At 57.1% G+C, this 25,922-nt stretch carries 25 protein-coding genes; 9 read left to right on the top strand and 16 right to left on the bottom strand.

Annotation, left to right across the window (positions count from 1 at the left end; translation table 11 throughout):
- The first annotated feature begins 80 nt into the window (after nt 1-80).
- The gene (locus VJ369_RS02820; RefSeq protein ID WP_324090622.1) at nt 81-572 is read left to right on the top strand and encodes a DUF2127 domain-containing protein; all 492 of its coding nucleotides are present in this window, start codon (nt 81-83) and stop codon (nt 570-572) included.
- 593 nt (nt 573-1,165) lie between these two features.
- Here VJ369_RS02820 and VJ369_RS02815 read toward each other — a convergent pair.
- The 7 genes from VJ369_RS02815 to VJ369_RS02785 all read right to left on the bottom strand — a co-directional run bounded on the left by VJ369_RS02815 (nt 1,166) and on the right by VJ369_RS02785 (nt 9,207).
- Nucleotides 1,166-1,852, bottom strand: a complete 687-nt coding sequence (locus VJ369_RS02815; protein ID WP_324090621.1) for an N-acetylmannosamine-6-phosphate 2-epimerase — start codon at nt 1,850-1,852, stop codon at nt 1,166-1,168.
- A 2-nt stretch (nt 1,853-1,854) separates the two neighbouring features.
- Complete coding sequence (locus VJ369_RS02810) at nt 1,855-2,793, bottom strand: ROK family protein (RefSeq protein WP_324090620.1); 939 nt, start codon at nt 2,791-2,793, stop codon at nt 1,855-1,857.
- A 2-nt stretch (nt 2,794-2,795) separates the two neighbouring features.
- Complete coding sequence (locus tag VJ369_RS02805; protein WP_324090619.1) at nt 2,796-3,743, bottom strand: dihydrodipicolinate synthase family protein; 948 nt, start codon at nt 3,741-3,743, stop codon at nt 2,796-2,798.
- Nucleotides 3,744-3,769: 26 nt separating this feature from the next.
- Nucleotides 3,770-4,561 (bottom strand): ABC transporter ATP-binding protein, encoded by a 792-nt coding sequence (locus VJ369_RS02800; protein WP_324090618.1) that lies wholly within the window; start codon nt 4,559-4,561, stop codon nt 3,770-3,772.
- Nucleotides 4,558-6,546 carry a dipeptide/oligopeptide/nickel ABC transporter permease/ATP-binding protein gene (locus VJ369_RS02795; RefSeq protein WP_414652610.1) on the bottom strand — a complete coding sequence of 663 codons (1,989 nt, stop codon included), beginning with the start codon at nt 6,544-6,546 and terminating at the stop codon, nt 4,558-4,560. The genes VJ369_RS02800 and VJ369_RS02795 overlap by 4 nt, the downstream gene beginning before the upstream one ends.
- A gap of 2 nt (nt 6,547-6,548) precedes the next feature.
- Nucleotides 6,549-7,505 (bottom strand): ABC transporter permease, encoded by a 957-nt coding sequence (locus VJ369_RS02790; RefSeq protein WP_324090617.1) that lies wholly within the window; start codon nt 7,503-7,505, stop codon nt 6,549-6,551.
- Between the two features lie 82 nt (nt 7,506-7,587).
- Nucleotides 7,588-9,207: an ABC transporter substrate-binding protein gene (locus VJ369_RS02785; protein WP_324090616.1), complete on the bottom strand. Its 1,620-nt coding sequence runs from the start codon at nt 9,205-9,207 to the stop codon at nt 7,588-7,590.
- A gap of 133 nt (nt 9,208-9,340) precedes the next feature.
- Here VJ369_RS02785 and VJ369_RS02780 point away from each other — a divergent pair, with 133 nt between their 5' ends.
- Both VJ369_RS02780 and pepN read left to right on the top strand, forming a co-directional pair.
- The gene (locus VJ369_RS02780; protein WP_324090615.1) at nt 9,341-10,075 is read left to right on the top strand and encodes a FadR/GntR family transcriptional regulator; all 735 of its coding nucleotides are present in this window, start codon (nt 9,341-9,343) and stop codon (nt 10,073-10,075) included.
- Between the two features lie 53 nt (nt 10,076-10,128).
- Nucleotides 10,129-12,780, top strand: a complete 2,652-nt coding sequence (gene pepN / locus VJ369_RS02775; protein WP_324090614.1) for an aminopeptidase N — start codon at nt 10,129-10,131, stop codon at nt 12,778-12,780.
- Here pepN and VJ369_RS02770 read toward each other — a convergent pair.
- The 7 genes from VJ369_RS02770 to VJ369_RS02740 all read right to left on the bottom strand — a co-directional run bounded on the left by VJ369_RS02770 (nt 12,777) and on the right by VJ369_RS02740 (nt 18,651).
- Nucleotides 12,777-13,832, bottom strand: coding sequence for a lipoyl protein ligase domain-containing protein (locus VJ369_RS02770; RefSeq protein WP_324090613.1), 1,056 nt, complete (start codon nt 13,830-13,832; stop codon nt 12,777-12,779). The genes pepN and VJ369_RS02770 overlap by 4 nt on opposite strands.
- Nucleotides 13,833-13,931: 99 nt before the next feature.
- Nucleotides 13,932-14,189 carry a type B 50S ribosomal protein L31 gene (locus VJ369_RS02765; RefSeq protein WP_096253676.1) on the bottom strand — a complete coding sequence of 86 codons (258 nt, stop codon included), beginning with the start codon at nt 14,187-14,189 and terminating at the stop codon, nt 13,932-13,934.
- Nucleotides 14,190-14,326: 137 nt separating this feature from the next.
- Nucleotides 14,327-15,133, bottom strand: coding sequence for an RNA methyltransferase (locus VJ369_RS02760; protein WP_324090641.1), 807 nt, complete (start codon nt 15,131-15,133; stop codon nt 14,327-14,329).
- 22 nt (nt 15,134-15,155) lie between these two features.
- Nucleotides 15,156-15,962, bottom strand: coding sequence for a sulfite exporter TauE/SafE family protein (locus VJ369_RS02755; RefSeq protein ID WP_324090612.1), 807 nt, complete (start codon nt 15,960-15,962; stop codon nt 15,156-15,158).
- A 15-nt stretch (nt 15,963-15,977) separates the two neighbouring features.
- The gene (locus VJ369_RS02750) at nt 15,978-16,769 is read right to left on the bottom strand and encodes an ABC transporter ATP-binding protein (RefSeq protein ID WP_324090611.1); all 792 of its coding nucleotides are present in this window, start codon (nt 16,767-16,769) and stop codon (nt 15,978-15,980) included.
- 63 nt (nt 16,770-16,832) lie between these two features.
- Nucleotides 16,833-18,224: an MFS transporter gene (locus VJ369_RS02745; RefSeq protein ID WP_324090610.1), complete on the bottom strand. Its 1,392-nt coding sequence runs from the start codon at nt 18,222-18,224 to the stop codon at nt 16,833-16,835.
- Nucleotides 18,211-18,651, bottom strand: a complete 441-nt coding sequence (locus VJ369_RS02740; protein WP_324090609.1) for a MarR family winged helix-turn-helix transcriptional regulator — start codon at nt 18,649-18,651, stop codon at nt 18,211-18,213. Before VJ369_RS02740 ends, VJ369_RS02745 begins: the two co-directional genes overlap by 14 nt.
- Nucleotides 18,652-18,759: 108 nt before the next feature.
- Between VJ369_RS02740 and serB the strand changes: the two genes are divergently transcribed.
- From serB to VJ369_RS02725, 3 genes are all read left to right on the top strand, one after another.
- A complete protein-coding gene (gene serB, locus VJ369_RS02735; RefSeq protein WP_324090608.1) occupies nt 18,760-19,683 on the top strand; it encodes a phosphoserine phosphatase SerB in 924 nt (307 codons plus the stop codon).
- 160 nt (nt 19,684-19,843) lie between these two features.
- Nucleotides 19,844-21,583 carry a VanW family protein gene (locus tag VJ369_RS02730; RefSeq protein ID WP_324090607.1) on the top strand — a complete coding sequence of 580 codons (1,740 nt, stop codon included), beginning with the start codon at nt 19,844-19,846 and terminating at the stop codon, nt 21,581-21,583.
- 46 nt (nt 21,584-21,629) lie between these two features.
- Nucleotides 21,630-22,463, top strand: coding sequence for a GNAT family N-acetyltransferase (locus VJ369_RS02725; protein ID WP_324090606.1), 834 nt, complete (start codon nt 21,630-21,632; stop codon nt 22,461-22,463).
- Between the two features lie 91 nt (nt 22,464-22,554).
- Here the strand turns inward: VJ369_RS02725 and VJ369_RS02720 are convergent, their stop codons facing one another.
- Both VJ369_RS02720 and VJ369_RS02715 read right to left on the bottom strand, forming a co-directional pair.
- Nucleotides 22,555-23,304 carry an SDR family oxidoreductase gene (locus tag VJ369_RS02720; protein ID WP_105674319.1) on the bottom strand — a complete coding sequence of 250 codons (750 nt, stop codon included), beginning with the start codon at nt 23,302-23,304 and terminating at the stop codon, nt 22,555-22,557.
- Between the two features lie 39 nt (nt 23,305-23,343).
- Nucleotides 23,344-24,066, bottom strand: a complete 723-nt coding sequence (locus VJ369_RS02715) for a beta-ketoacyl-ACP reductase (protein ID WP_324090605.1) — start codon at nt 24,064-24,066, stop codon at nt 23,344-23,346.
- A gap of 210 nt (nt 24,067-24,276) precedes the next feature.
- Between VJ369_RS02715 and VJ369_RS02710 the strand changes: the two genes are divergently transcribed.
- The 3 genes from VJ369_RS02710 to VJ369_RS02700 are packed head-to-tail and all read left to right on the top strand — an operon-like array spanning nt 24,277 to nt 25,830.
- Entirely contained in the window at nt 24,277-24,681 is a 405-nt protein-coding gene (locus tag VJ369_RS02710) for a DUF3099 domain-containing protein (protein ID WP_324090604.1), read from the top strand.
- A complete protein-coding gene (locus tag VJ369_RS02705; protein WP_324090603.1) occupies nt 24,682-24,924 on the top strand; it encodes an acetone carboxylase in 243 nt (80 codons plus the stop codon).
- A complete protein-coding gene (locus VJ369_RS02700) occupies nt 24,925-25,830 on the top strand; it encodes an SURF1 family protein (RefSeq protein ID WP_324090602.1) in 906 nt (301 codons plus the stop codon).
- Nucleotides 25,831-25,922 lie beyond the last annotated feature (92 nt).

Here is a 25,922-nt window from a genome sequence, read left to right as displayed (position 1 = left end):
CAAGGCTTCACTCGATTCTCTCTTGACATCATGGTGTGCCAGAATCCAAATTAGAAGCATTCCTCTCACTTGGAGCCGTCGTGAATAGTGTCGAAGATACCAAAGGAGATGCTCTCAACCGCATCTTTCGCGTGACCTTGTACCTGAAGGGACTTGACGGTTTACTTGAGCTAATAGGCGGCGTGCTTTTGTTGCTGGTTCCACCGAACCAGATTGGCACCCTTGTCCGGATTCTCACCCAACACGAACTGTCTGAAGATCCTCAAGACCTTGTAGCCAACGCTATAATCGACGCGTCTCACGGATTGACGCTCTCAGCTTCCTTGTTTGGCGCTATCTACTTGCTACTGCATGGGATCGCGAAAGTTGTTTTGGTTTGGGCGGTGCTTCGAAACTTCCTCTGGGCGTATCCATGGATGATGGCATTCTTACTAATTTTTATTGGCTATCAGGTCTATCAGATCGTCGTGAAATTTAGTCTAGGCATGGCGCTTCTAACAGTCTTTGACCTATTGATCCTCTGGTTGACTTGGTATGAGTACAGGAGGCACAAATCTCAAAAGAGAGCTTGAAGGAAATGAAAATCCGAATCACCGATCAGCTTGAGTCAAAGGGCCGCCAAGCAAACCACCAACTATTCGAGATTCCCGGTTAGTGAGCTCCTTCAGAATTCGTTCCGTTGAAGTGACTCTTGCAAAGCCCCATAGGCAAGATTTATTGCATTGATACAGGCGAATGATGCAGCGTTCACCGTGTTTTCGTCAGCATCTTTCGAACTGAACGTATGGCAAGCATCAAATGCCACGGTGGTGTTAAACCAAAAATTCCGGACATGCGTGCGGTCGTTTCGGCTCACAGATTTGTTTGGACTCTACCGAGCGCAACCTGCCTACTCTTCTTCCTTTTCAAACCACTCGGCTGGGTGGGGGTGCTCTATATTACGCAAAGTTCACCGTATTAGTGATCAAAATAGTAGGCTGCACGGATTTGAGACAGCCGTTAGTTTTGGTCTGTCATGTTAAAGACTTCCCGCCAACGATTCCGTGTTCTCAAGAGCGTCTCCCCCGATCGAAGTTCGTCAGGATTTTCAGAAGTCTGACTAATCAGTTAAAACGTTGATGACCACAATCTCTTTCGAGTTTGTGGCCATCAACGCGGGTTTTGGTCAGCCGCGCATTGCCGAGTCAAACCAGCCGGTGATAGTGGCCGGATGAGTAATCGCGGTGCCCACAACCACCGAGAACGCTCCTGCGTCCAAGGCCGCACGAGCTTGGGCTGGTGAATGTACTCTGCCCTCCGCGACTAGCGGTTTGCCAAGTTTGGCGTCCGCGATTGAGGCAATGAGTTCCAAATCGGGACCCGCGGTTTTGTTCCGTTCGCGCGTATAGCCAGCCAAGGTAGTTCCGATCAGATCCGCACCAGCTTCGGCAGCTGCCAGCGCATCATCTAAAGATCCACAGTCGGCCATAACCAAGGCACCAGTTTGTTCATGCACCGCAGAGATGGTTTGGAGTAGGGTTTTGCCGTCCGGACGTTCACGGCGGGTACCATCCAATGCGACGATATGTGCGCCGGCCTGTGCTACCGCCAAGGCATGATGAATTGTTGGGGTAATAAATACCCCTTCATGTCCATCCTTGAACAAACCAATCACCGGCACTTCTACGGCGCAACGGGTGAACTGAATATCGGCTAAGCCTTGAACACGTATCGCCGCAGCACCGCCGATGACCGCTGAGACGGCGACCTGCGCCATGGTCTGCGGGTGACGCATCGGCTCACCTGGATATGCCTGCGCCGAAACGATGAGTCGTCCACGCAGACTTGCTAGTTGTGCATCGCTCAGCAACATGTTTATTCCTTTTCCTTGGACGACCAGTACAAACTGGCAGCCCCATAAAACGCCGCTTCATTACCGAGTTCCGCAACGACAAGTTCGGTCTTTGCTACAGGACCGATTACTGACTCTGAAAACCCTTGACGTAAAGAATCCCACCAGAGATCCCCGGCACCTGACATGCCTCCGGAAACAATGATGACTTCGGGATCCAGCACGTTGGCAAGGGAAGCGATGGCTCGCCCGGCAGCACGCGCACCGGTAGCTAGAGCCTGGATTGCCAGCGGATCTCCGGCCAAAGCTAACGCGGAGACAGCCTTAGTGTCATTAACTCGGGTGTCTCCGCCCAGACGTAGGTAGTGGCGGTGAATGGCGGGTCCCGAGGCGATCGCTTCGACATGCCCGGTTTGGCCACAGGAGCAGGGTAACCCAGCGGCATGGATGGAATCGATATGTCCCACATGCCCGGCAACGTGATGCACACCAGTCAACAATTCTCCGCGGACTAGGTGTGCTCCCCCGATGCCCGTTCCTACGGCAAAGAGTAATACCTCTTGAGCCCCGCGACCGGCCCCGCACAACGCTTCGCCTAGCCCATGAGCATGCACGTCATTGACCGCACGAACCTCCAGCGAGGTTCGCAGCAGTAATTCTGCTCGCAGATCAGTTCCGGCCCACCCAGCGATTGTATCGGTGGCTGAGCTGACTTTAGCATTCACCGGGTCAATGACTCCAGCGATCCCCAGTCCCAAACCGGCGATTGCTTCGCTGGTTCGTGCCCGCAGTTCTTCTACCACGCTGGCCATCGCATCAAGCACCGCAGGCGCGCCCTCGCTGGCGGGGGTGCGCACCTGCGTGCTGGCGATGATCTGCCGGTGCGCATCAAAAAGGGCGCCGGCAATTTTAGTGCCACCGACATCCAGTGCAATGACAGCGCCTGGGTGCGTAGCGACCATGTTTAGCTGGCCACCCGGGTCTGCAGTCCGGCGCTCTCCAGGATGGCGCGGATTGCTGATGCCTCGCTATCGTTCAGCGCTTCCATGGGAAGACTCATCACATTAGAACTGATGACACCAAGTTCCACCAGTGCGGTCTTAAACGCGCCAAGTCCCGCCGCGCCACCTGAAACACGGGAGGGATCCGGGGTATACACAATATTGAACAGGGATGCCAGGCGGTCCTGTTCTGCGGCGGCTCCAGCCCAGTTGCCGGCGACAGCCAGATCGAATAGGCGGCGGTAACCGGCCGGGTCTACGTTGCCTAGGCCTGGAACCACACCGTGTGCGCCGCCAAGCAACGCGCCATCAACAACCACTTCGTGGCCGGTGAAGACCGAGAAACCTTCAATGTCTTTAGTGGCAAGCAACAGCTGGCGGAAGGACACATCATCGCCCGAGGAGTCCTTCACTCCTGCAATGATGCCATCTTTGGCTAGTCGGACGGCCACGTCTAGCGGAAGCTTGTGGTGGGTGCGTACCGGCACATCGTAAGCGAAAAGATCCACACCCAGCGCCTTCTTGATTTCACGGAAGTGCGTCTCGATTTCGGCTGCGTTGCTCAATGCGTAGAACGGGGTGGTGACTACCAGTGCGTCGGCGCCTAAAGCAATGAGCTTGGCGCCTTCTTCGATGGTGCGCACGGTAGTCTGCTCACTGGCACCAGCCAAAACTGGAACACGTCCGGCGTTCACTGCCACAATCTCGCGGGCTACCTGCTCGCGCTCGGCATTAGATAGGTAAGGCACCTCGCCGGATGACCCAAGGATAAATAGACCCGAAACTCCACCGGAGATCAGGTGCTCAACGACCTGGTGCAGCGAGGCGACATCGATGGAACCGTCGCTGGCGCGCGGGGTGACAACCGGTGGGATGACGCCGGTGTATTTAGGATTATTGCCAAAAGCCACGAGAAAAGTCCTTCATAATTGTTGGTTTAGAGCTGAAGCAGCGAGGGAGCTGCTCCCAGTAATGTGCGGGTGTAGTCATTGGTCGGTGCATCAAAAACCTGCGCCGCGTTGCCCTCTTCGACCATCTGGCCGGAGTTCATCACACAGATCCGGTCCGATACATAACGCACTGTCTGAATATCGTGGGAGATAAAGACCATGCCGAGGTTCAGCTGATCTTTCAGGTCGGTCAGCAGGTTCAGCACCTGGGCGCGTACCGAAACGTCCAACGCACTCGTTGGTTCGTCCGCGACGATCACCTCCGGTTCCAGCGCTAACGCACGGGCGATTGCCACACGTTGGCGCTGTCCGCCGGAAACCTGGTTGGGTAGCGCGGTAGCTGCAGAGGCTGGCAAACCGACCACTGAAAGCAGTTCCAGTGCGCGGCTGCGCCGCGAGCTGGCATTACCAATACCGTGCACCCGTAAGGGGTCGGTGAGCGTGTCCATAATGCTCATCCTAGGATTCAGCGCGGTGGCCGGGTCTTGGAAGACCACGCCCACGGCCCGGCCAAACTCTTTGCGGCCGGCCGCATTTCGCTTGTTGACCGGCTTGCCAGCAAAAAGCACCTGACCGCTGGTTGGTTCTTGCAAGCCCACCAGCACCGAGGCGAGAGTTGACTTCCCACAGCCGGATTCGCCCACAATGCCGACGGTCTCACCGCGTGAAACCGAGAAGTTAACCCCATTGACCGCTTTGATCAGCCGCGGGGAGAAGAGCTTACCGCCACGAATCTTGTGGTGCACGTGAATATCTTGCAGTTCAATGATCGGTGTCATAGCTTGACTCCTTCGTGGCTGGCCCAGTGGTGCTCGGTGTTTTCGTCCACCGCAACAAACTGCGTCGCCTGGGTTGGATCCGCGTCCAGGCGCTGGCTGCGCTCGGCGAAACGATCTCCGCTGACAAAGTCATACGGGCTAGGCACGGTTCCAGGAATCTGATGCAGGCGATCGGCCTGCGATTCAATGGAAAGCACCGCTCCGAGTAATCCACGCGTGTATTCGTGATGCGGGTTTGCCAGTACCGAACGGATTGGCCCTGATTCAACCACCTGTCCGGCGTACATGACGGTGACTCGGTGCGCCAGTGAGGCGACCAAGGCCAGGTCATGGCTGACAAAAACCATGGCAAAGCCCAGTTGTTCGCGCAGTTCGTTGAGCAGTTCAACAACCTGTTTTTGCACGGTGACATCCAGTGCGGTGGTCGGTTCATCACAAACCACCAGCTTCGGACGACGCGAGAGCGCCATCGCGATCAGCACACGTTGGCGCTGTCCCCCGGAGAGCTCGTGCGGGTATGAACGCATGGTGCGCGCCGCATCGAGCTTGACCAGAGTCAGCAGTTCTTCCGGTGTCTTGCGTCCACCGCGGCGGGTCAGCTGGCGCAGCTGTTCGCCAATGAGCATTGAAGGATTTAATGAGGACAGGGCGTCTTGGTAGACCATCGCGATCTGTTCGCCGCGCAAACCCTTGTAGACCTTGTCATCTCCGGCTAGCGTGCCGCCCTCAGCGGTTGCCGGCAGCAGTTCTTTGCCTTCGAAGGTGATTGAACCGGAAAGTTCCGCGCTTGGACCCAGCAGGCCCATGATGGCAAGCGAAGTAATTGACTTACCGCAACCGGACTCCCCCACCAGGGCCATGGTCTCGCCTTCGCGTACGGTGAAAGACACGTTTTGCACGATGTCCGTCTGCCCGTATCGATCGGGGAAACGGATCGAGAGATTCTTGACCTCCAAGATGGTGCGCGCGCCGGAGTCTTCGAGCACCAATCGGTCGGTGCGCTTGGCTTCGGTTTCTGCCAGTAGGTTCAATTCGCGACGCAAACGCTCGTGTGCATGCTCGTCTGCTGCCTGCTTGGCCACCGCTGCCTGCTCTTCACTCTTCGCGCGCTTTTTGCCGCCGCCCTTGACGTTGACCAGTGCATCGGTCATGCCTTCGGCGAGGATGTTCAGGGCCAACACGGTTAGCAAGATGGTAAGGCCGGCGAAGGTGGTGGCCCACCACGCGCCGTTGAGCACCAGGGTGCGTCCGTAGGAGATTACGTTGCCCCAGCTTGGTGCAGGATCCTGAATACCTGCGCCAAGGAAGGACAGCGATGCCTCCAAGATAATCGCGTCGGCAACCATGACCGTGGCGAAGACCAGCACCGGGGCGGCGCAGTTCCGCAGCACGTGGGTACCGAGGATGAAGAAGCGTCCGGCCCCGATCACGCGTTCGGCACGCACGTAGTCCTCGCCCCATTGGGCTAGGACGTTGGCGCGCACCACGCGGGCGATCTGCGGGGTATAGATAATCGCGATCGACAAGATGATCACCGGTAAGGTGTTGCCCAGCGAGGCGAGCAGCGCGGCCGCCAAGGCGATGCCAGGGAAGGCCATCAGCATGTCCATAATGCGCATAATCGTCTCGTTGGCCCACTTCGAGCTGGTGGCTGCCAGAGCGCCCAGCAGTCCGCCGAGGACTAACGCCAGCGCAACGGATCCAAGACCCACCAGCAGCGAAGCTTGGGCACCGTGAAGCAGCCGGGAGAAGATATCACGGCCCAGCCGGTCGGTGCCAAAGAGGTGTTCAGCTCCTGGTGCTTGGGCCGGAATACCGGTTGCCAGCGGGTCGTGCGGGGAAATGAGCGGTGCTAGCACCGCCGTCACACCGATGAGCACTAAAAAGACCAGGGCAATTTTGGAGCCAACGTTCAGCGAGCGGAAACGTGTGCCTCCGGAGCTGAGCCGTTGCACCAGATTGTTGCGTGGGGCCATGATGGTCATCGCTACACCGTCCTAATACGTGGGTTGATCAGCAGGTACAACAGGTCCACTGCGATATTCACCAAAACAAAGGTGATCGCGATGGTCAGCACTACGCCCTGGACCAGATTGGTGTCGTGGTTGGTGATGCCGTTCATGATTAGTTGGCCCATACCCGGCAGGGAGAAGATCATTTCGATGACCACTGCGCCGCCGAGCAGATAACCGATGCGCAGACCCAGCACGGTGACCGGGGTGACAAGCGCGTTGCGTAGTACATTGCGGCTGACCACCTCGTTGCGTGGCACACCGTTACCGATGGCGGTGCGCACATAGTCGCGATCCAATTCTTCAACCATCGAGGTACGCACCACTCGCGTGAGGCCGGCAGAGACCGGGATGGCCAAGGCCAGAGCAGGCAAGGCCATATGAGTCAGCCACGGGACAAAACCGCTGCCCGGTGCCGCTGCGCCGCCGGAGGGGAAGAGCGGGTTGGCGCCCAGCGCAAACCACTGGATCAGTAAGATGCCCAACCAGAAGGATGGGGTTGCGATGGCCGCGATAGACAGGATGCGTACCGCCTGGTCTGGCCAGCGGTCTCGGTAGAGGGCACCGAGTACGCCGAAGACCAGCGAGATGACAACCGCGATAATCACGCCTAAGAAGGTCAGCTGCAAGGTCAGCGGAAAAGCGCCCTGAATCATGGTGCTCACCGACTGGGCTGGCGGGGTGGTGAAACCGAAGTCGAGGCGGATCAGTCTGGCGAGGAAGGCGAAGTATTGGATGAAGATCGGTTCGTTGAGCCCGCGTTCTTCGCGGTAGGCTTCCTTGGCGTCCTGTGAGGCGCCTTCACCGAGTGCGCTGGTAGCTTCGTCGCCGGGGGCGAGCTTCAAGATGATGAATACAAGCAGCGAAATGCCCAGAATCATCACGGGCAGTGCGGCTAAGCGCCGCAGCAGCAGGTTGAGAAAATTTCCCACGCAATTACTCCGTTGGGTTGGGAAGCGAATGGTCAACTGGCTTGGTTGGCCGCACCTGGAGGTACGGCCAACCAAAAGCAGGTTATGCCTTAGGTGCTACGCCAATGAAGGACATACCGGTGGTCGGCAATGGGGCGAAGCCTTCCAGCGCGTCGGAGTTCCATGCGGTAGGCAACTGGCGGTGAAGCACCGGGTAGAGCGGAACCTCGGTAGCAATCAGGTTGATTGCCTTAGCCCAGATTTCCTTGGCCTTGGCTGGGTCTTCGGCCTTAACTGCCTGGTCCAGCATCTTCTGCAGGTCCTTGCATTCCTTGGTTTCGCTCCAGCGGAAGCGGGCCTTTGGCCACACGTCTCCGCGGTAGAACCAGGAGAGCAACAGGTCAAGGTCGTTGCCGAATACCGATGGATCACCGGGTGCAGCAACGACGGTGAACTTTCCTGCGTCAACGTTGTCTGCATACAAGGCACCGGACTGCAGGTTCTGCATGGTGACAGAGACACCCGGGATCTTATTCCAGGATTCGAGGATCAGCGGAGCAATGTCTTTGACCCAGGAGGTGTCGGTGGTCTTCAGCTCGAACTTCAGGTTGCTGACTCCGGCTTCCTTCAGCAGCGATTCGGCCTTTGCCGGGTCATAGCCGTATACGGTATCGGCCTTGACGTATTCCGGATGAGTGTCCTGGACGTAGGAGGTCGCCGCCTTGGCGTTACCCAGCAATGCGGTCTGGATGATTGACTCGGTGTCCAAGCCGTAGTGCAGTGCCTGACGGACCAGCACATTATCGAATGGCTTCTCGGAGCAGTTGAACATCAAGAAGAGCAATCCGAAGGACTGCACCGATTCAACGTTGACCTTTTGCTTGAGACGGTCCACATCTAGGTATGGCACATCCTCGATGGCCTGTACGCGGTTGGATTCCATCGCGGTGACGCGCGCTGCTGCATCGGAGAGCAGGAACCACGTCATCTTATCGGCCTTGGCAGTTTGGCTTCCGTTGTAGCCCTCAAATTTTACGAATTCGATCTTGTCGTCCTTGGTAGCGGAGACAAACTTGTACGGGCCCGAACCTACTGGAGCCGCGTCAAATTTAACCTGATCCTTGCCGGCAACTGCCTTCGGGACCACCTTGACTACCGAAATGCGCGTTGGGAACAGTGGGAAAGCGTAGTTCAGCGTGAAGGATACGGTGCTCTTATCCTTGGCCTTGACCGACTTGATGAACGGGATGAACTGCGCGAACAGCGAAGCGTTCTTCGTGTCGAGCACGCGTTCAAAGGAGTAAACCACGTCTTCTACAGTGACCGGAGTATCGTTGTGGAACTTCGCGTCCTTGCGTAGTGCCACTTCCCAGGTGGTGTCGTCGACCTGGACCGGCTGCGCAGCAGCCAAAGCGAGGTATGGTTCGCGGGTTGCCGGGTGCAGATCGACAAGACCCTCGAAGATGTGCATATTGGCCGCAAATGGGGTTGCGCCCGAGGAGGTCATCGGGTCAAACCCGGTCGATAGTGCGTAGGAAATTCCGGCGGTCAGCACGCCTGCAGCCGCTGCACCTGCGGTGGATCCCGAACCGCTGGTGCCGGTGTCGCCCGAGGAACAGGCAGCAAGGCTGGCGGAGAATGCCGCGGCCGCGCCCACCATGCCGGTAATCTTCAAAAAGTCTCGACGAGCAAAGGGCTTGTTTGCCACTTCATTAAGTGCCATCGATGCCACCTCCAAGGAAATAAAGTGAGTTCGTCGGACGTAGGATGTCCGATCTATAGACTAGACTGTAATCGGAGTCACTAGCTATGGTCAACTGGCTCACATTTGAAATTTTGAGAATCTGGAGAAGCTCATGGCAACAATCGGGCCGCGACGCCTGGACGCGAAGGCACGCCTGCGGGCGCTTACCTCCGACATCACCGCATTGATCTTAAATCGCGACCTGCTGGCCGGGGATCCCCTGCCCACCGAGCAAGAACTCATGGCCGAACTAGGTGTAGGACGCAACTCTTTACGCGAGGCGGTGAAGGTGCTCCAAGCCCTCGGGATCATCGACACCAGGCACGGCTTTGGCATGTTTGTGGCCGAGAATAATCTCAGCGCGCTACACGATTCCTTGGCGTTCCGCGGGCAGATGTCCCTACGCCACCGCGGACATGAGGCAGGAGAATTAGTCGAAGTTCGCCAGGCATTGGAAACGGGACTTATCGGCCAGGCAATTCGCGTGGTTAGCGAGGAGCATCTACTAGCCCTCGAAGCGACGGTGATTCGCATGGAGCAATCAGCGCAGGAGGGTGACATGTTCGCCGACGCAGACCGCGATTTTCACCGGATCCTCTTTGAACCGCTCAATAACACCTTGTTATCAAATCTTTTAGGTGTCTTCTGGGAGGTCTATCATTCCATCCATGACGTGATCGGGGAAGAACAACCGGACAACCCGACACTGGTTGAAACTGCGGCGGCACACCGCGCAATTTTTGATGCGGTTCGCGCCAAAGACATCGATGCCGCACGTCTACTACTTGCAGATCATTTCCAAGGAATACGCCAGCTACTGGCCGTAATGCGTGGTCGGGCAAAGTAATTTTCGTCTCGCTCAGCATTATCAAACATTCATTTCACAGCTAAGCTGTAAGGGTGGACACATTAGAACGCTATGCACCCAATGAGAACCTTCGACGTGATGAGGCCGCTTGGCGCGCCGCGAACATCAGCTGGCACTACGCAGCCGTAGAGCTTGATCTGAGTAACGCCACCCAAGCGCAGGAAACTTCCTATACCGCGATCACAACGTTGAATTTCTCTTCAAAGTCACCGCAGACCTTCCTTGACTATATTCATGAGTCAATTGAAAGCATCGTGGTTAATGGAGCAGAAATCTCCGTCGCGGACGCGGTGCTCGATGCCCGCATCTACCTCGATGATTTGCGGACGGACGCGGCGAATACCGTGCGTGTTACCGGACGCTCCAGCTACTCACGCTCCGGGGAGGGACTGCACCGCTTTGTGGATCCACAAGACGGCCAGACCTACCTTTACACACAGTTTGAGCCCTCGGAAGCACGCCGTGTTTTTGCCTGCTTTGAACAGCCGGATCTTAAAACCAGCTACCAATTCACCTTGACCGGCCCCGAAGACTGGCACCTGGCCAGCAATCAGCAGATCATCGACGAGCTGAATCATGGCGACGGCACTAAGACCGTCGCCTGCGCACCGACCGGCCCGATCTCCACCTATATCACCGCGGTTCTCGCCGGCCCGTACCATGTGGTGCGCGGTACCCACGTGCAAAAACTTGCAGATGGCGAATCGCTGGACATTGAGATGGCAGCAACCTGCCGCGCCTCGTTGGCCGAACACTTTGACGGCGAAGAAATTCTCAAGCTCACCAGCCAAGGTCTGGATTACTTCCACGAGCTCTTTGACTACCCTTACCCGTGGGGCAAATACGATTCGGCATTTGTTCCGGAATATAACCTCGGCGCCATGGAAAATCCTGGCCTCGTCACCTTCACCGAACGTTACGTATTTACCTCCCATGCCACCGAAGCCCAGTATGAGCAGCGCGCTAATACGCTCATGCACGAAATGGCGCACATGTGGTTTGGCGATCTGGTGACCATGACCTGGTGGGATGACCTGTGGTTGAAGGAATCCTTCGCGGATTACATCGGCACGCTTGCTAACGATGAAGCTACCGAATTCACCACCGCGTGGACTACCTTCGCCGCGCGCCGTAAGGCCTGGGCCTACGTGGCAGATCAGATGCCAACCACCCACCCGATCGTGGCCGATATCCCGGATCTGCTGGCCGCAGACCAGAACTTCGATGGCATCACCTATGCCAAGGGCGCCAGTGTGCTCAAGCAGCTGGCCGCCTTCGTCGGGGCAGAAGCGTTCCGCGACGCGGCGCGGGCGTACTTCCGTCAACATGAATACGCCAACACCTCCTTGGAAGACTTCCTGCAGGCACTGGAAAAAGCCAGTGGACGCGATATGCGCAGCTGGGCAGACGCTTGGCTGAAGACCAGTGGCGTGCCAAAACTCGCGGTGAACTACACCGTGGATGACGCCGGAATCCTCACCGCCGCAAATCTTGAACAGCACGGCGTAGATCCAATAAGTTGCCGAGCAATTGTGCGACCCCATGTGCTCACCGTCGGTGCCTACACGCTGACCGGTGGCGTGCTCACGCGCACCGCAACACAGCGTGTGGAGCTGACCGGAGAAAGCGTCGCACTAGATTTCCTCGTCGGCCAGCGGTTGCCCGATCTGATCTTGCCCAACGTGGGAGATGAAACCTACGCGCTCATCGAATTTGATGATAATTCGCTGAAAACCTTGCTGGAAAATCTTGGATCCTTGCAGGAATCTTTACCACGTGCAACCAGCTGGGCCTCGCTATGGGACGGCGTGCGTCAGTCGAAGCTAGCTTCACAGACCTACGTCAACGCCATTTTGGAACATGCGCACACGGTGACCGATTCAGGTGTCTTTGCGATGCTGCTTGATCAGCTGGTCACGTCGATTTCCAAGTATGTTGCCCCGGAACTGCGGGTCACCATCCGCGAACGCGCTGCCGAAGTTCTCACCGGCTGGCTGGCGAATTTCGAAGCTGGTAGCGACCAGCAGACCACCACCGCGCGCACCCTTGCTCGTTTGGCGCGCTCCGGTGTGGCACGCGAGGTCATCGATTCATTCCTGGCTGAGGAAGAGAATCCATACCGGGTCCCAGTTGATGAGCAACTTCGCTGGGCGAGCTACATTGCGCTGGCGGCAGCAGGCGGGCTGGACGCACAGGCCGAAGCGCGCATGCATCAGGCTGCGAAGCTCAATCCTACGAGCGTGGCCCAAAACGCGGTACGCACAGCGCTGGCTGCCCGTCCGGATGCGGACGTGAAGGAAGATGCTTTTGATACCGTGCTGATGGGCCACGATGCACACGGTCCATTGTCAAACGATGCCCTTTCGGCGATCGCAGACGGTTTTGCGATGGGCTCGGCCAGTCTGCTGGCTGGATTCCAGTCGCGTTACTGGGCCGCAATCCTGCCCGTCTTTGAAACAATGAGCATGGAATTTGCTACTCGCGTCATTGAGGGCCTTTACCCGGGTTCGCAGGATCTGACCGGCGAACCGGAAGAAAATCCAACCTTGCGGGCCGGAAACCGCTGGATGGAACATCATCAAGGGGCTCCGGCCGCGTTGCTGCGCATACTCATCGAACAGCGCGCAGAGCTAGAACGAACCCTCCAAGCGCAGCAGCACAGCCGCGCCAGCCGGCAGCTTTAGGGAACGCGAGCCGTCCAGGCCTCGGTATCAAACTTAGTTTGAGCCAGGTCTTGGGCGGCTTTTCGCGTGGTGTCATCTAATTCAACAACGGTGGCGTTGGTCCGGGCCGCAAAGGTATCCATCATGGTGGAAATGATTTGCGCCCGATTTCCACTGGTTTGTGATTTCAGCGGATCCACTCGCTTGACCGCCGAGGTAATACCTTTATCCGAGATCTTCTCGCGCCCAATACGCAACACCTGCACCATCTTCTGCGCATCGATGTCATAGCTCATGGTGACATGGTGCAGCAGCGCGCCCTTAGCTAAACGCTTTTGGGCCGCTCCCCCGATCTTTCCGCTTGGCGTGGCGATATCGTTTAGCGGTTTGTAATAGGCATCAATGCCCAGCGATTCCAGCGCTTGCATAACCCACGCGTCCAGGAACGGGTAGGAATCGGCAAAGCTCATCCCGTCCACCAGGGAATCTGGGGCGTACAGGGAATAGGTAATGCAGTTTCCGGCCTCCATGAACATTGCCCCGCCACCTGAAATACGGCGCACCACTTTAATTCCGTGGTGTATGGCTTGCTCCATGTCCACTTCGTTTTTTAGTGATTGGAAGGAGCCGATAACGACCGCCGATTCGTCCCAGTCCCAGAAACGGATCGTAGGCTTTCGCTCACCGGTGCCTATTTGCCGGGTGAGCACCTCGTCCAGGGCAACCTGTTCGGCTACCGGAATGATTTCTGGGCCGAGAATTTCCCACTGGTGATCTTCCCACTTGGTGGCGTGACCCAGGCTTCGGCGGACCGCGCGCGCCACCGCGTCGGCATCAAAACCGAACATCACCGCGCCTTCGCGCAGATTATTATTCACCGCGTCGCGGATGGTGCCATGGCTGGCGTCGGTAGGCAGACCGTTCAGTGCAGCGTTGAGATCTTCGAGTGCCTCATCCGGTTCGAGGAAAAAGTCGCCGTTAAGCGAAGCATTAACGATCACCCCGTTGTCACTATCGAGATCAACAACGACTAATTTGCCGCCGATTACCTTGTATTCGCCATGATGCATCATAAGTCGATTCTATCGTCTTGGCGCCTGGGCTTAAACGCAAACGGCACGATTTCAGTTGAACTGAAATCGTGCCGTAAAAAGCTTGCGAGGGGCGAAGAATTACTTCTTGCCGCCGAAGCCCTTGAAGCGGGCGTTGAAGCGCTCGACACGGCCAGCGGTGTCCATGATGCGCTGCTTACCGGTGTAGAACGGGTGCGATGCAGCCGAGATTTCGACGTCGATCACTGGGTAGGTGTTGCCATCTGCCCACTCAACGGTCTTGTCCGACGAACGGGTCGAACGGGTCAGGAACTGCTCGCCGGATGCCAGGTCGTTGAAGACAACTGGACCGTACTTTGGATGAATATCAGCCTTCATAGCTTTACACCTTTATGTTGATAGGCCACTGGATTTTGCCAGCAACCACTTGCTCGGAAATTTTACTGCGCCGTGAACCCCAAAAGGCCGAGACACAGACATTCCATCCTATCTCACGCAAGCATGCTGCGTGAAACTCATTTGGGTGTCGAAGAGCACAGTTTCCAGAAGGCGATAGCGCTGGCGGCACCCACGTTGAGTGAGGACACCTCGCGGTGCATCGGGATCATCACCGCTTGGTCAACCAGGCTCAGGGTTTCTTCGGTCACTCCTCTGCCTTCGTTGCCCAAGATCATCGCGAACTTTTTACCCTCAGTCATTTCAACCTCGGCCAGAGACACCGCGTCCTCGGTGAGCTCCATGGCCAGCATCGTGTAGCCATGAGCCTTGAGAATGCTGATGTCCTGGGGCCAGGAGGTGAGCCTGACCCACGGGAGGTCAAAGACGGTGCCCATTGAGACGCGTGCACTTCGTCGATACCAGGGGTCCACACACTTGGGCGTAATCAGTACCGCGTCCACGCCCAGCCCCGAGGCCGAACGCATAATCGCGCCTAAGTTTGTATGATCGGCGATGTCTTCGAGGATAGCGATCCGCGAACTCTGCTCAAGCACTTCACTTAAATCCAGTGGATCCGGGCGGTTCATCGAGGCCATCGCACCTCGGTGCAGGTGGAAACCTACCAGGTTTTGAAGCTGCTCATCACTACCGACAAAAATTGGGACGTCCGGGAAACGCGCAAATTCCTCGGTCAGCTGATCCAGATGTTTTTCGGCCAGCAAGAAGCTGCGGGGCACGTGCCCGGCATTGATTGCGCGGGAAACTACCGTGGTGCTCTCGGCAATATACAGGCCGTTTTCCACGTCACTGCGCATCCGCAGGTGCGCTTCGGAGAGTCGCAGGTACTCATCGAGGCGTGCATCTTGCAGGTCAGCAATGGGCATGATGCGCTCGGGATTAACTATCTCAGGCACCAGCGACCAACTTGTACACCATATTCACCAGCGCGATACCGCCAAGAATAACGATGATGACTCGCAGCCACCCCGGCGAGAGCTTGCGTCCTACCTTGGCACCAATAAATCCACCGATCAACGAACCCACGGCGATAAGCAGCACCACAATCCAGTGAATACGTTCCGGGGCGATCAGCAGGTACATGGCGGCTGCCACGATGTTGACCATCAGCGAAAGAATGACCTTGATCGCGTTGGACTGCTGCAAGGAAGCCTGCAGGAAAACCCCGAACACTGCCATCAGCAAGACACCCTGAGCGGCGGTGAAGTAACCGCCGTACACGCCGATAACAAAGACCAGCACGTAAAGAATGGTGGGGATCTTAGCGCGGTCGGCATCGTCGGGATCATTTCCGCCGCGTTGTGCCTGCCGGGTTTTAGCCCATGCGGAGAGTTTGGGTTGGAAGATCACCAGCACCAGCGCACAGACCAGCAAGACCGGAGCCACCACGCCGAACACCGATTCGGGCAGATTCAGCAGCAAGAGTGAACCGATCAGTCCGCCAATCAGGGAGACCGGAACAAGTTTGAGCAAGGTTTTTTTGACGCTGGCAGCTTCACGACGGTAGCCCCAGGCGCCGGAGAATCCACCGGCAATCAGGCCCATTGCGTTGGATACCACCGCGTTAACCGGAGCAAAACCTAAGGCCACCAAAATGGGGAACGTCACCAGGGTGCCAGAACCAACCACGGTGTTGATGGTTCCGGCCCACAGGCCGCCAAGCAGGATTAACGCTTCACGCCAGAATTCGATCACGGTGTGGTGCTACCCCTAGTTCGCTCGGCGTGCGACGGCGCTGAAACGGCCGTCCACTTCGCGCACGCTCAAATCCATCCCGTAGGTTGCCTTGAGGTTTTCTTCGGTCAGGGTGGAAGCGATCTCGCCGGCGGCGACTACTTCACCTGCATTAAGCATCAAGATATGGGTGAAGCCCGGTGGAATTTCTTCCAGGTGGTGGGTGACCAAAACCAAAGCCGGAGCTTCTTCATTCGCCGCAAGTTCGGTCAGCTGGGCGACGAGTTCTTCGCGTCCTGCCAGGTCCAGTCCGGCAGCTGGCTCGTCAAGAATCAGCAGTTCCGGGTCGGTCATCAATGCGCGGGCAATCAGTACGCGCTTGCGCTCACCTTCGGAGAGCTTGCCAAATGGCTGGTTCATGAAGGTGGACATGCCCCACTGGTGGAGCATCGAGAACGCACGGCGCTCGTCGAGCTTCTCGTACTTCTCACGCCAGCGTCCGGTCATGCCGTAGGCGGCGGTGAGAACCACATTTAGTGCGGTTTCATTAGCCGGGATGGCGTTGGCGACCAGTGAGGAGCTCAGGCCGATCAACGGTCGCAGTTCGAAAACGTCGACCTTACCCATGGTTTCACCCAGAATGCCCGCGGTGCCGCGGGTGGGGTGCAGTCGGGTGGCTGCAATATTCATCAAGGTTGATTTGCCGGCGCCATTCGGGCCCAGCACGATCCACCGCTGGCCTTCTTTGACTTCCCAGGACACGTCCTTGAGCAGGTCTTTACGCCCGCGCACCACGCTGACATCATTGAAAGTTAGCACTTCGCTCATGGTTTTTAAGCCTAGACTTTCGTTGCCTGATTCACTAATTGAAAACACCATTACCGATGTGGATTAAGACTCGTTGCTCTTTTGCTTGCGATAAAAGAAATGAACGGTCAACGCCAGACCGAGCAAAATGCAGCCGATAGCACTCACCGCGAAGGACAAAGTGACGCCCTGACCTGTGGTGGCACCCGAGGAATCTGCGTGCATGGCGATGATTGCGGCGGAGACCGCGGTACCGAAAGAACTACCCACGGTGCGCAGCACCTGGTTGAAACTGACCGAGCTGCCCAGCTGTTCGGCCGCGACGCTGCGCGCGATAAGTGCTGGCATGGCTGCGTAGCTGGCACCCATGCCCAGGCCAAAGACCAGCATTCCCAGCAGAAGTTCCCATAATGCCCCGTGCGCTAGCCAAAGGAAGGTTGCCGCCGCGGCAAAAAGCACCGCACCGATGGGTAGCAATGCTGGGTAGCCCACTCGGTGTCCGAGCCGGCGCACCAGACGGTTTGCCACCAGGCTCCCTACCGATAGCGGCATGATGACAAATCCGGCCCACAAGATCGGTAATGCGAGCCCGAAGTCGGTGGTTTCCGGCGCCTGCGCGACGAGACTGGCCACGGACATGCCGATGTATAGGGCCGCGCCGAGCCCGATGGCGGCGAAGTTTGCCAGCAGTACTTCACCTTGCCGTAGTGTGCGCAGGTTTATCAGCGGGTGAGTTATCCGCAGCTCGGTTTTCACCCAGATGACCAGCAAAATGACTGCCACTGCAAGAACTAGGATGGTGCGAGCAGAAATCCAACCCCAGTGCGAGCCTTCACTGATTCCCAGTAACAGCAGGCCCAGTCCGGCAGCCAGCAGCAAAGCACCGGCAAAGTCGAATTTTGTGCGTGGTGCTTTCTCATCGGGTCCGTCGGGCACTATCCGCAGCACCACGAAGATCACGATGAATACAAACACCGCGGCAAACCAGAAGGCCCATTGAAAGCTAAACATCCCGGCGATGACGCCGGTCAGTGGATATCCGATGCCGATACCGGTGGCGACGGTAACGGACAACGAGGAAATTGCATGGTGCACGGTCTTGGGATCCGAGTACCGCCTCGCCAGGGCAATTGTCACCGGAACGATGCCGTAGGTCAGACCCTGCATGGCACGTCCGATGAGGAATATCCCGAAGGTTGGGGCCAGTGCCGCGAGGATGGAGCCCAGCAGAATGATCACCAGGGAATACAGCAAGAGCTTTTTCTTGTGTGGTCCGTCGCTGAGCCTGCCCATCACCGGGGTGGCGACCGCACCTGCTAGGAGATTGACCGTCAACATCCATTGGGCTGCACTGACCGAAATTTGATAGGTTGCTGCGATCGAAGGAACTAAGAGCATCCCTAAGGAACTGACGATTGCGGTGGATAATGCCGCAAAAATTAATGTGGGGACAAGATTGGAGTTAGTTTGCTTCATGCCCACCCCGCGAAATATAAGTTAGTGCTTCGAGTGCGTGGCGGATCGACTCCTGCTGTTTTCGAGTGAGATTTTTGTTGATCATCTCAGCCAGTTCCGTCCGTGCCAGTTGGCGTTCCGCGTGAAGCTTCTGGGCCCCGGAGTCGGTTAACGCGAACCAGGTGCGGCGCAGGTCTGCCGGATCTTTGGTCCGCACCAGAAGTCCCATTTCAACCAACTCCTTGGCAGCCAAGGAGATCGCTTGCTGGCTTACCCCGACCTTGTCTTTCATGGCGGCCGCTGTAATTTTTCCCTGCTCCTCAGCCAAACTCAGAATGCCAAGCTTCCCGGCGGAGATGCTTCGAACCTTATTGAGCATTCCGAATAATGGATAAATCGCGTCGAGCAGGTCCTCAGCAAGGATGGGATCTAGTGGTGATGAGGTCATTTAGATATTCTACAACTAACTTGTACAAGTTAGTTGATGTTTTATCTCACCTCGATTACTACGACGTCATGTTTGGTCGTACTCGCTTGCACCACCGAAAATAGTTTCATGGCTTCAACTTTGACCCTCGTATCCCGCCCAGCACTCCCCCGCGAACGTTTTGACGAACTCCTTGCACAGCTAGGTGGTCGACTGCCTGCCGTCACCGATGCAATTTTCAGCGTGCACGAGTCCGCTTCACGCTGGGTCGCCAAGACCCGGATCGAAAATATTGACACCCTAGACTTGCGCACGAAAGCCCTAGCTGCCTTTGATGCTTTGATCGACGCAGGAATTTTTTCCGCCGACGAAGCCTGCGTTACGGTTCTGGACAGCGCGCTGACCGATGCCAAGCGCATCCTGCTCTTGATGGACGTAGATTCAACACTGATCAAACAGGAAGTGATCGAGCTTCTTGCTGCCCATGCCGGACGCGAGCCAGAGGTAGCAGCCGTCACGGAGGCGGCAATGCGCGGCGAACTGGACTTCGCCCAGTCCTTAATTCAACGCGTGGCAACGCTGAAAGAGCTGCCGGAATCTGTCCTGTCCGACGTGATTTCCCGGGTTATCTTCTCCGACGGAGCACGCGAATTAGTTCAACGGATGCACGCAGCCGGTCACGTAGTGGGTGTTGTCTCCGGCGGTTTCCAGCAAATCCTTGATCCCCTGGCGCAAGAGCTGAAGTTGGATCACGCGTTGGCAAATACGCTGGGAATTACCGACGGACTGCTTGATGGCACCGTCCACGGGCAAATCGTTGACCGAGCGGTGAAAGAAAAGATGTTGCGCGCTTGGGCTGCCGAACACGGCATCGCCATGTCAGCAACTATTGCCGCCGGCGATGGCGCCAACGATCTGGACATGGTCACCGCAGCCGGACTGGGTGTAGCGTTTAATGCGAAACCAGCCTTGCGCGAGCAGTCCGGTGCACGCGTTGATTTTAGTCGCCTAGATGTGATCGCTGACCTAGTTTTAGACGACTTTGACGCTTGAAATCCAACAAGTCGATAACAATTTCGGTGTTTACCCCCACAACGCCATGCATCGGTTGTTCCAACAGTTAGTATTTCTTTTGGTGCACCGATGCGCGGCGAAGTAAAAATTCGCGTCTCGGGCCCGGCCCCAATCGCTTTTCGAAAGAGCTAACAGACAAGTGCAGACCCCCTCCCCGGACAGTTCCTCCTCGCCATCGCCAAGCAACCGGTCTAAGGACCAGGGCCGAAACAAGGCCAAGCCTTGGATCATCACTGGTTCCTGCGTGGTGGCGGCAGCAGCACTCTACTTCGGTGGCGCAGCTCTTATCAGTGCCCAAGTTCCAGCGAACGCCAGCATCGCTGGAGTGAGCATCGGATCAATGAGCCAGGATGACGCCCGAGCGGCTCTGAATAACTCTGTTGTTCCGTTGGCTTCGAAGCCTTTCGACGTGCAGATCAACTTTCAGAACTACAAGATGGACCCAGTCAAGGCTGGGCTATCGCTCAACGTTGACGACACCGTCGCAGACCTAACCGGCTACGAGGCAAACCCGGTAGAACTCATTGACCGTCTGACGGGCAAATACACGGCCACCGCTAGTATCGACGTTGATCAGGACAAGCTGACTTCTCAGCTGGCGGCGCTAGCGAAAAAGGCTGACGCCAAGGTGACCGAAGGCGACATCACCTTTGCCGAGGGCAAAGCCAAACTGGTCAAACCCGTAGATGGGGTGAGCCTGAAACAAGATGAAGCTGCGAAAGTCCTCACCAGCGACTGGCGAATCGGAGCACCGGCAATCGAATTGCCGAGCGAAATTGCCAAGCCTGAAATTTCCGAGGATACCTTGCAGTCTTTCTACGACGACAAGGTCAAAGCACTGCTCAAGGACAAAGTCAGCCTAACTTCGGATAAGAAGAAGGTCGATATTCCTGCTGCGGCTATCGCGGCGGCTGCAAGTTACACTCCCAAGGACGGCGCACCAGCGATCACCTTGGACGACAAAAAACTATTTAAAGCAGCAACCACGAATTCCGAGTTCAGCAGTACCGCAAAGAACGCACGCATTACCCTATCCGGCGGAAAGCCCACCATCACCAAGTCGACCACGGGTCTGGCCTTGGAGACCAAGGGATTGGGCGCAAAGGTCTTAGCCGCCACCGAAACTAAGGAGCGCACCGCAGAGGTTGTTCTCAAGACTTCCGAGGCTGACTTCACCACCGCGGATGCTAAGAAGTTGGGTATCAAGGAAGAGATCGTTGAATTCTCCACTCCCTATCCAACCTCCGATAGGGTGCGCACCAAGAACCTGCATGCCGGATCAGATCGCATCAACGGTACCGTGATCAAGCCCGGAGAGAACTTCTCATTGCTTCAGGCCCTGGGCCCAATCACCGTGGCAAACGGCTACTTTAGCTCCGGTGTGGTCGAGAGCGGTTTCAGTACCGAGGCCGTGGGCGGCGGACTCTCACAGGTATCCACTCAGCTTTACAACGTCGGCTTCCTTGCCGGATATGACGACGTCACGCATAAGCCGCACTCCCGTTGGTTTGAACGCTACCCAGCAGGCCGTGAAGCCACCCTCTGGGAGGGCCAAGTCGATATGGTGTGGAAGAACAACACCCCCTACGGCGTGATGATTCAGGCGTGGGTCAGTGGCGATCGTGTCCACACCCGCTTGTGGAGCACGAAGTACTGGAAGGTTAGCCAGAAGAGCTCGGGCAAGTACAACATGACTAATCCTGAGACCCGGTACAACCCGGCCGACAAGTGTGTTTCGGAAAGTGGTGGGCAGAAGGGCTTTAGCATCGACATCACGCGTAACCGCAGCACGGTTGATGGCTCCAAAACTCTTCCACCAGATGTTAAGAGCTGGACCTACCAGCCTTGGCACAAGGTCGTGTGCGGCGAGAAGCCGTAACTCAAAATTTCAAGGCGCCTTTTGAATCTTTCAAGAGGCGCCTTTTTTGAACTCGAAACCAGCAGGAGGATTTGTGCGTGAAAGTTTAGCCAGACAGTACCTCAGTTACTACGACGGGCAATTGCGTACCGATGCGGAGACTCCCAGCGCCGTAAAGGTTCAGCGTCTAGGTCCGCTGCGGCTGATCAATTTCGCGGGCGGCCAAGGGTTTATCACCTATCCGCACATCACTCCTACCGATGACACCCACCTGGCATCTCTGGTCGGCGAAGCGCTCGCTTACTTTCGAGAGCAGCCAGAAATCAACGGCGTCGAATGGAAGAGCCGGGGCCATGACTATGAGCCGGGTCTGCACGAGCAGTTACTCGCACACGGTTTCGCAGCCGACGCTAGCGAGTCAATCATGGTCGGGCGGGCCGCCGACCTGATCGCCGAAACGCCGCTGCCGGCCGGTGTCAGACTGCGCCAGGTCGTCTCCGAAACTGATGTTCGCGCGATGACCGCGATGCAGGACCGCACCTTCGGAGAAGCGGTATCAACCCATCACGCCGAGGCGATTCTTCGCCGTTTGGCCACCGCGGATGGAATGCAACTGTGGGTGGCCGAGGACAGCACGGGAGAAATACTCAGTGCCGGTCGCCTCGAACCGGTTCCAGGCACGGATTTTGCAGGAATCTGGGGTGGCGCCACCGTTGCGGCCCACCGTGGGCAAGGAATTTACCGGGCCCTGACCGCCGCTCGGGCACGAGCCGCCCTCGAACTGGGCAAAACTCTGATCCATAGTGACTCCACCGAGTATTCCAGACCCATCTTGGAGCGCTACGGCCTGCTGAAGGTCTCCACCACTACGCCATACCGCTGGAGTCGGACGCAGCACTGAACGGCGCTTACGGTGCAGCATAAAGGCCTGCCGTTCTCCACCGGTGCGGGAGCGAACGACAGGCCTGAAAAGCTGCTTGGCGAGCAGGTTCTTACTGCTCAGCCTGCTTCAAGAAGTCACCGGCGCCACCAACAAGTTCGGTGTGTCCGGTTTCCACGTCAGCGAAGACCATCTTGGCAACTTCGGCACCAAATTCTTCAACCGAGTACAGCTTGCCGGCCGCTTCGCGACGCGCGTCGATAGCGCCCGGCTCCATGCGGTTAAGCAGGGTGGCGGTGATGGTGCCCTCAATCATGTCACCGGAGACCACCACAAAATTGATGTTCTTCTCGGCCAGCTTTGGAATGAATTCACGCAAGGCATCTTCACCGGCGCGTTTGGATTGTGCAACCTGGTCGTAGGCTTCCATGGTGGAGACTTGCTTGATGAAGTGTGCCTGGTGGCTGGTCACGAAGACTACACGGCCACCCTCGCTCATTGCTGGCAAGGCAGCCTCAAGCATGGCAACCTGAGCGTCGCGGTTGAGCCGAAGCGCGTAGTTCTCCCCCATAGAGGTTTCCATGCCGCCGGAGGCGTTGAGCACCAGCACGTCCAGCGTTCCGAAGTTCTCTACGGCCGCGTCAACCAGTGCCTGTGGACCCTCGGTGGTGGTCAGGTCGGCTCCTACAGCAACGGCCTTGCCACCCTTGTCTTCGATAGCTGCCACGATTTTGTTCGCACGTGGCGCCTTGGCGCGGTAGTTGATAACTACTCCGAGGCCTTCTGCTGCCAGTTCCTGTGCGGTGACCGCGCCGATTCCGCGCGACGAGCCGGTGACGATTGCACCCTTGTATTCGCTCAACTTTTTACTCCTTAGGTATATCAAAAATTGGGGGTAGTTTTAGTGGCCCATGCCAAGGCCGCCATCAACCGGGATAACCGCCCCGGAGATGTAGGCCGCTTCATCGCTGGCAACCCAGCGCACCACGTTGGCGACCTCTTCTGGCTCGGCAAAGCGGTTGGCCGGGATGGACGCGAGGTAGGACTTCTGAGTTTCTTCTGGAAGTACCGCGGTCATTTCGGTGTTGATAAAGCCTGGCGCCACCACGTTTGCGGTGATATTACGTGAGCCAAGTTCCCGGGTGAGCGAGCGGGCAATGCCCACTAGGCCGGCTTTGGACGCAGCGTAATTTATCTGGCCTGGTGAACCGTAAAGTCCAACCACCGAGGAGATCAGCACTACACGGCCACGCTTAAGGCGCAGCATTCCCTTGCTGGCTCGTTTAATCACGCGGAAGGCACCGGTGAGGTTAGTGTCGATCACCGAGGTGAAGTCATCTTCACTCATGCGCAGCAGCAGCGTGTCTTTGGTTACACCGGCGTTGGCGATGAGCACTTCAACCGGCCCGTGGGCCGCTTCAACCTCTTTGAACGCCGCGTCGATTGATTCGGTGTCGGTAACATCGGCCTTCACGCCGAGCAGCCCTTCGGGAACCTCACCGCTACGGTAGGTGATGGCAACCTTGTCACCGTTAGCTTCGAAGGAACGCGCAATGGCTAGGCCAATTCCGCGGTTTCCGCCGGTTACCAGTACGCTGCGGCCGCTGGTGGTTTCCGTGCTCAATGTAATTCTCCATCCATGCCGTCGGCGCACTCCGTCGGTTACGAGGGCGCCAGAACAGACACTTTGCTTAGGTCAGTAGCTAGTCTGAGAACAATCCTATTAGTTACCACGCAGTATTACAGCTTCGACGGCACGTAGAAATTCGGTTCTCACAGGCACAAGTGAGAGAATAAAGGCAGAAATAGCCCCGTTGAGCGAAGTTCGAAAGCTATGTCACACCAGCATGCGAACCATGGTCCAAAGGACCAGCCGGTTCACCGTATTACCGAAGCGCGCGAGTCCCATACCTCGGAGCGTGAGTTGCGCATACGCAAATACACGATTTCTATGACCGTGCGTATGCTGTGCTTCATCTTGGCGTTCTTCTTTGAAGGCTGGGTCCGCTGGGTGCTTCTCGCCGGAGCGGTGATCTTGCCTTATATTGCCGTAGTCATCGCCAACGGCGGGGCAGATCTGACGAGGCGCGAACCTCCGGCAGAATTTTTTACTGGCAAGGACCCGGAGCAGCTCGAAAATACGGCCCGGCCTGCTCCGGTGAACGAACCAGAGATTGTGATTATCGAGGGCACACTGACCGACCCTGCTCCCCCGTCCGACGTGTCTAAGGAGGCATAGATGGATCTTCTCGGTTCATTAGCAGGCGCGAGTTCTGCGCCTGCCGAAGTTCAATGCTCGCGTAAGGGGTGCCGGGCGCCGGCAGCTTTTCAGATTTTATGGAATAACCCAAAGATCCACACCCCAGAGCGCCGAAAGATCTGGCTGGCCTGTACTGAGCACCGCGAGTGGTTAGAAACCTATCTGAAAGAGCGCTTGCTCTATAAGGAAACCCTGCCCATGGGCGAAGGAGCTACTCAGTAAATGTATCGTTTTTTGGCCAGCACCCGCTGGGTTGGCTGGTTGCTACTCGTCGTCATTTTTGCTGCAGCCTGTGCGGGGCTCGGTAAATGGCAGTCTGATCGCCGCACCGAAGTACTTACCGGCATTTCCCACGTGAACAACAACTACGACGCCACACCGGTATCCGGCGATCAGGCGCTGGACAAGTTTAATTCATTGCCTGAAGAAGACACCTGGATGACCGTTGAGCTCACCGGTCAATACCTCAGCGATGACACGCGCATCGTGCGCAATCGGATTAAGGCTTCCCGCCCGGGTTATGAGGTGCTGGTTCCATTCCGCACCGAATCCGGCGCTACGGTAATTATCAACCGTGGGTTCCTACCTATCGGAAACTCCGAAAACGGTCGCCCCGATGGGGTTCCCGCGGCTCCTGCTGGAACGGTCACGGTGGACGCCCGGCTGAAGGCCGGGGAGATCAAACTGGATCGCGGGGCCCCCGATGGCCAGCTTGCGTCCATCCATCTGCCCGCATACGCCGCGCAACTTCCCTACCCGATCTCCGAAGGTGCTTACGGCATCATGTATCAGGAAGATCCGGCACCGGCCACGGCACCACAGCCCTTGGATGCACCGGACACCGATGAAGGTCCGCACCTTTCCTACGAGTTCCAGTGGTATTTCTTTGGGATCTTATCCTTCGTAGGCTTCTGGTACGCGGCGAAGCAACAGCGCAAGATCAACGCCGAAGACGCTGCCGAGCTCGCCGAGGCGAAGGCGTTGGGTTTTGACGAACCAATTCACCGGGTCCGCAAGCTGCGTGCGAAGGAAGAGAAGAAGTTCCGCCGCGACGGGTCACTGACCGATGAAGCTTATGAGGATCTCATGTTAGATGACGATTCGCCCAAGGGCGGCAAACCACAGTAACGAAACAAGTCCACGGCCGGTGGCCGTGGGCTCTTCTGTGGGTACAGCAAAGCCGCGGACCGCCATCCTCTTAGGATGGTGGCCCGCGGCTT

The organism is Glutamicibacter sp. (genome assembly GCF_035257265.1).
GTDB lineage: Bacteria > Actinomycetota > Actinomycetes > Actinomycetales > Micrococcaceae > Glutamicibacter.
This window is presented reverse-complemented; position numbering and strand designations above follow the sequence as displayed.

Coding starts and splice junctions, on each gene's coding strand:
- VJ369_RS02780 (WP_324090615.1), top strand. CDS start 9,341: ATGGCAACAATCGGGCCGCGACGCCTGGACGCGAAGGCACGCCTGCGG.
- VJ369_RS02705 (WP_324090603.1), top strand. CDS start 24,682: ATGGATCTTCTCGGTTCATTAGCAGGCGCGAGTTCTGCGCCTGCCGAA.
- VJ369_RS02710 (WP_324090604.1), top strand. CDS start 24,277: ATGTCACACCAGCATGCGAACCATGGTCCAAAGGACCAGCCGGTTCAC.
- VJ369_RS02750 (WP_324090611.1), bottom strand. CDS start 16,769: ATGAGCGAAGTGCTAACTTTCAATGATGTCAGCGTGGTGCGCGGGCGT.
- VJ369_RS02815 (WP_324090621.1), bottom strand. CDS start 1,852: ATGTTGCTGAGCGATGCACAACTAGCAAGTCTGCGTGGACGACTCATC.
- serB (WP_324090608.1), top strand. CDS start 18,760: ATGGCTTCAACTTTGACCCTCGTATCCCGCCCAGCACTCCCCCGCGAA.
- VJ369_RS02795 (WP_414652610.1), bottom strand. CDS start 6,546: ATGACCATCATGGCCCCACGCAACAATCTGGTGCAACGGCTCAGCTCC.
- VJ369_RS02770 (WP_324090613.1), bottom strand. CDS start 13,832: ATGATGCATCATGGCGAATACAAGGTAATCGGCGGCAAATTAGTCGTT.
- VJ369_RS02700 (WP_324090602.1), top strand. CDS start 24,925: ATGTATCGTTTTTTGGCCAGCACCCGCTGGGTTGGCTGGTTGCTACTC.
- VJ369_RS02760 (WP_324090641.1), bottom strand. CDS start 15,133: ATGCCCATTGCTGACCTGCAAGATGCACGCCTCGATGAGTACCTGCGA.
- VJ369_RS02765 (WP_096253676.1), bottom strand. CDS start 14,189: ATGAAGGCTGATATTCATCCAAAGTACGGTCCAGTTGTCTTCAACGAC.
- VJ369_RS02740 (WP_324090609.1), bottom strand. CDS start 18,651: ATGACCTCATCACCACTAGATCCCATCCTTGCTGAGGACCTGCTCGAC.
- VJ369_RS02785 (WP_324090616.1), bottom strand. CDS start 9,207: ATGGCACTTAATGAAGTGGCAAACAAGCCCTTTGCTCGTCGAGACTTT.
- VJ369_RS02800 (WP_324090618.1), bottom strand. CDS start 4,561: ATGACACCGATCATTGAACTGCAAGATATTCACGTGCACCACAAGATT.
- VJ369_RS02745 (WP_324090610.1), bottom strand. CDS start 18,224: ATGAAGCAAACTAACTCCAATCTTGTCCCCACATTAATTTTTGCGGCA.
- VJ369_RS02810 (WP_324090620.1), bottom strand. CDS start 2,793: ATGGTCGCTACGCACCCAGGCGCTGTCATTGCACTGGATGTCGGTGGC.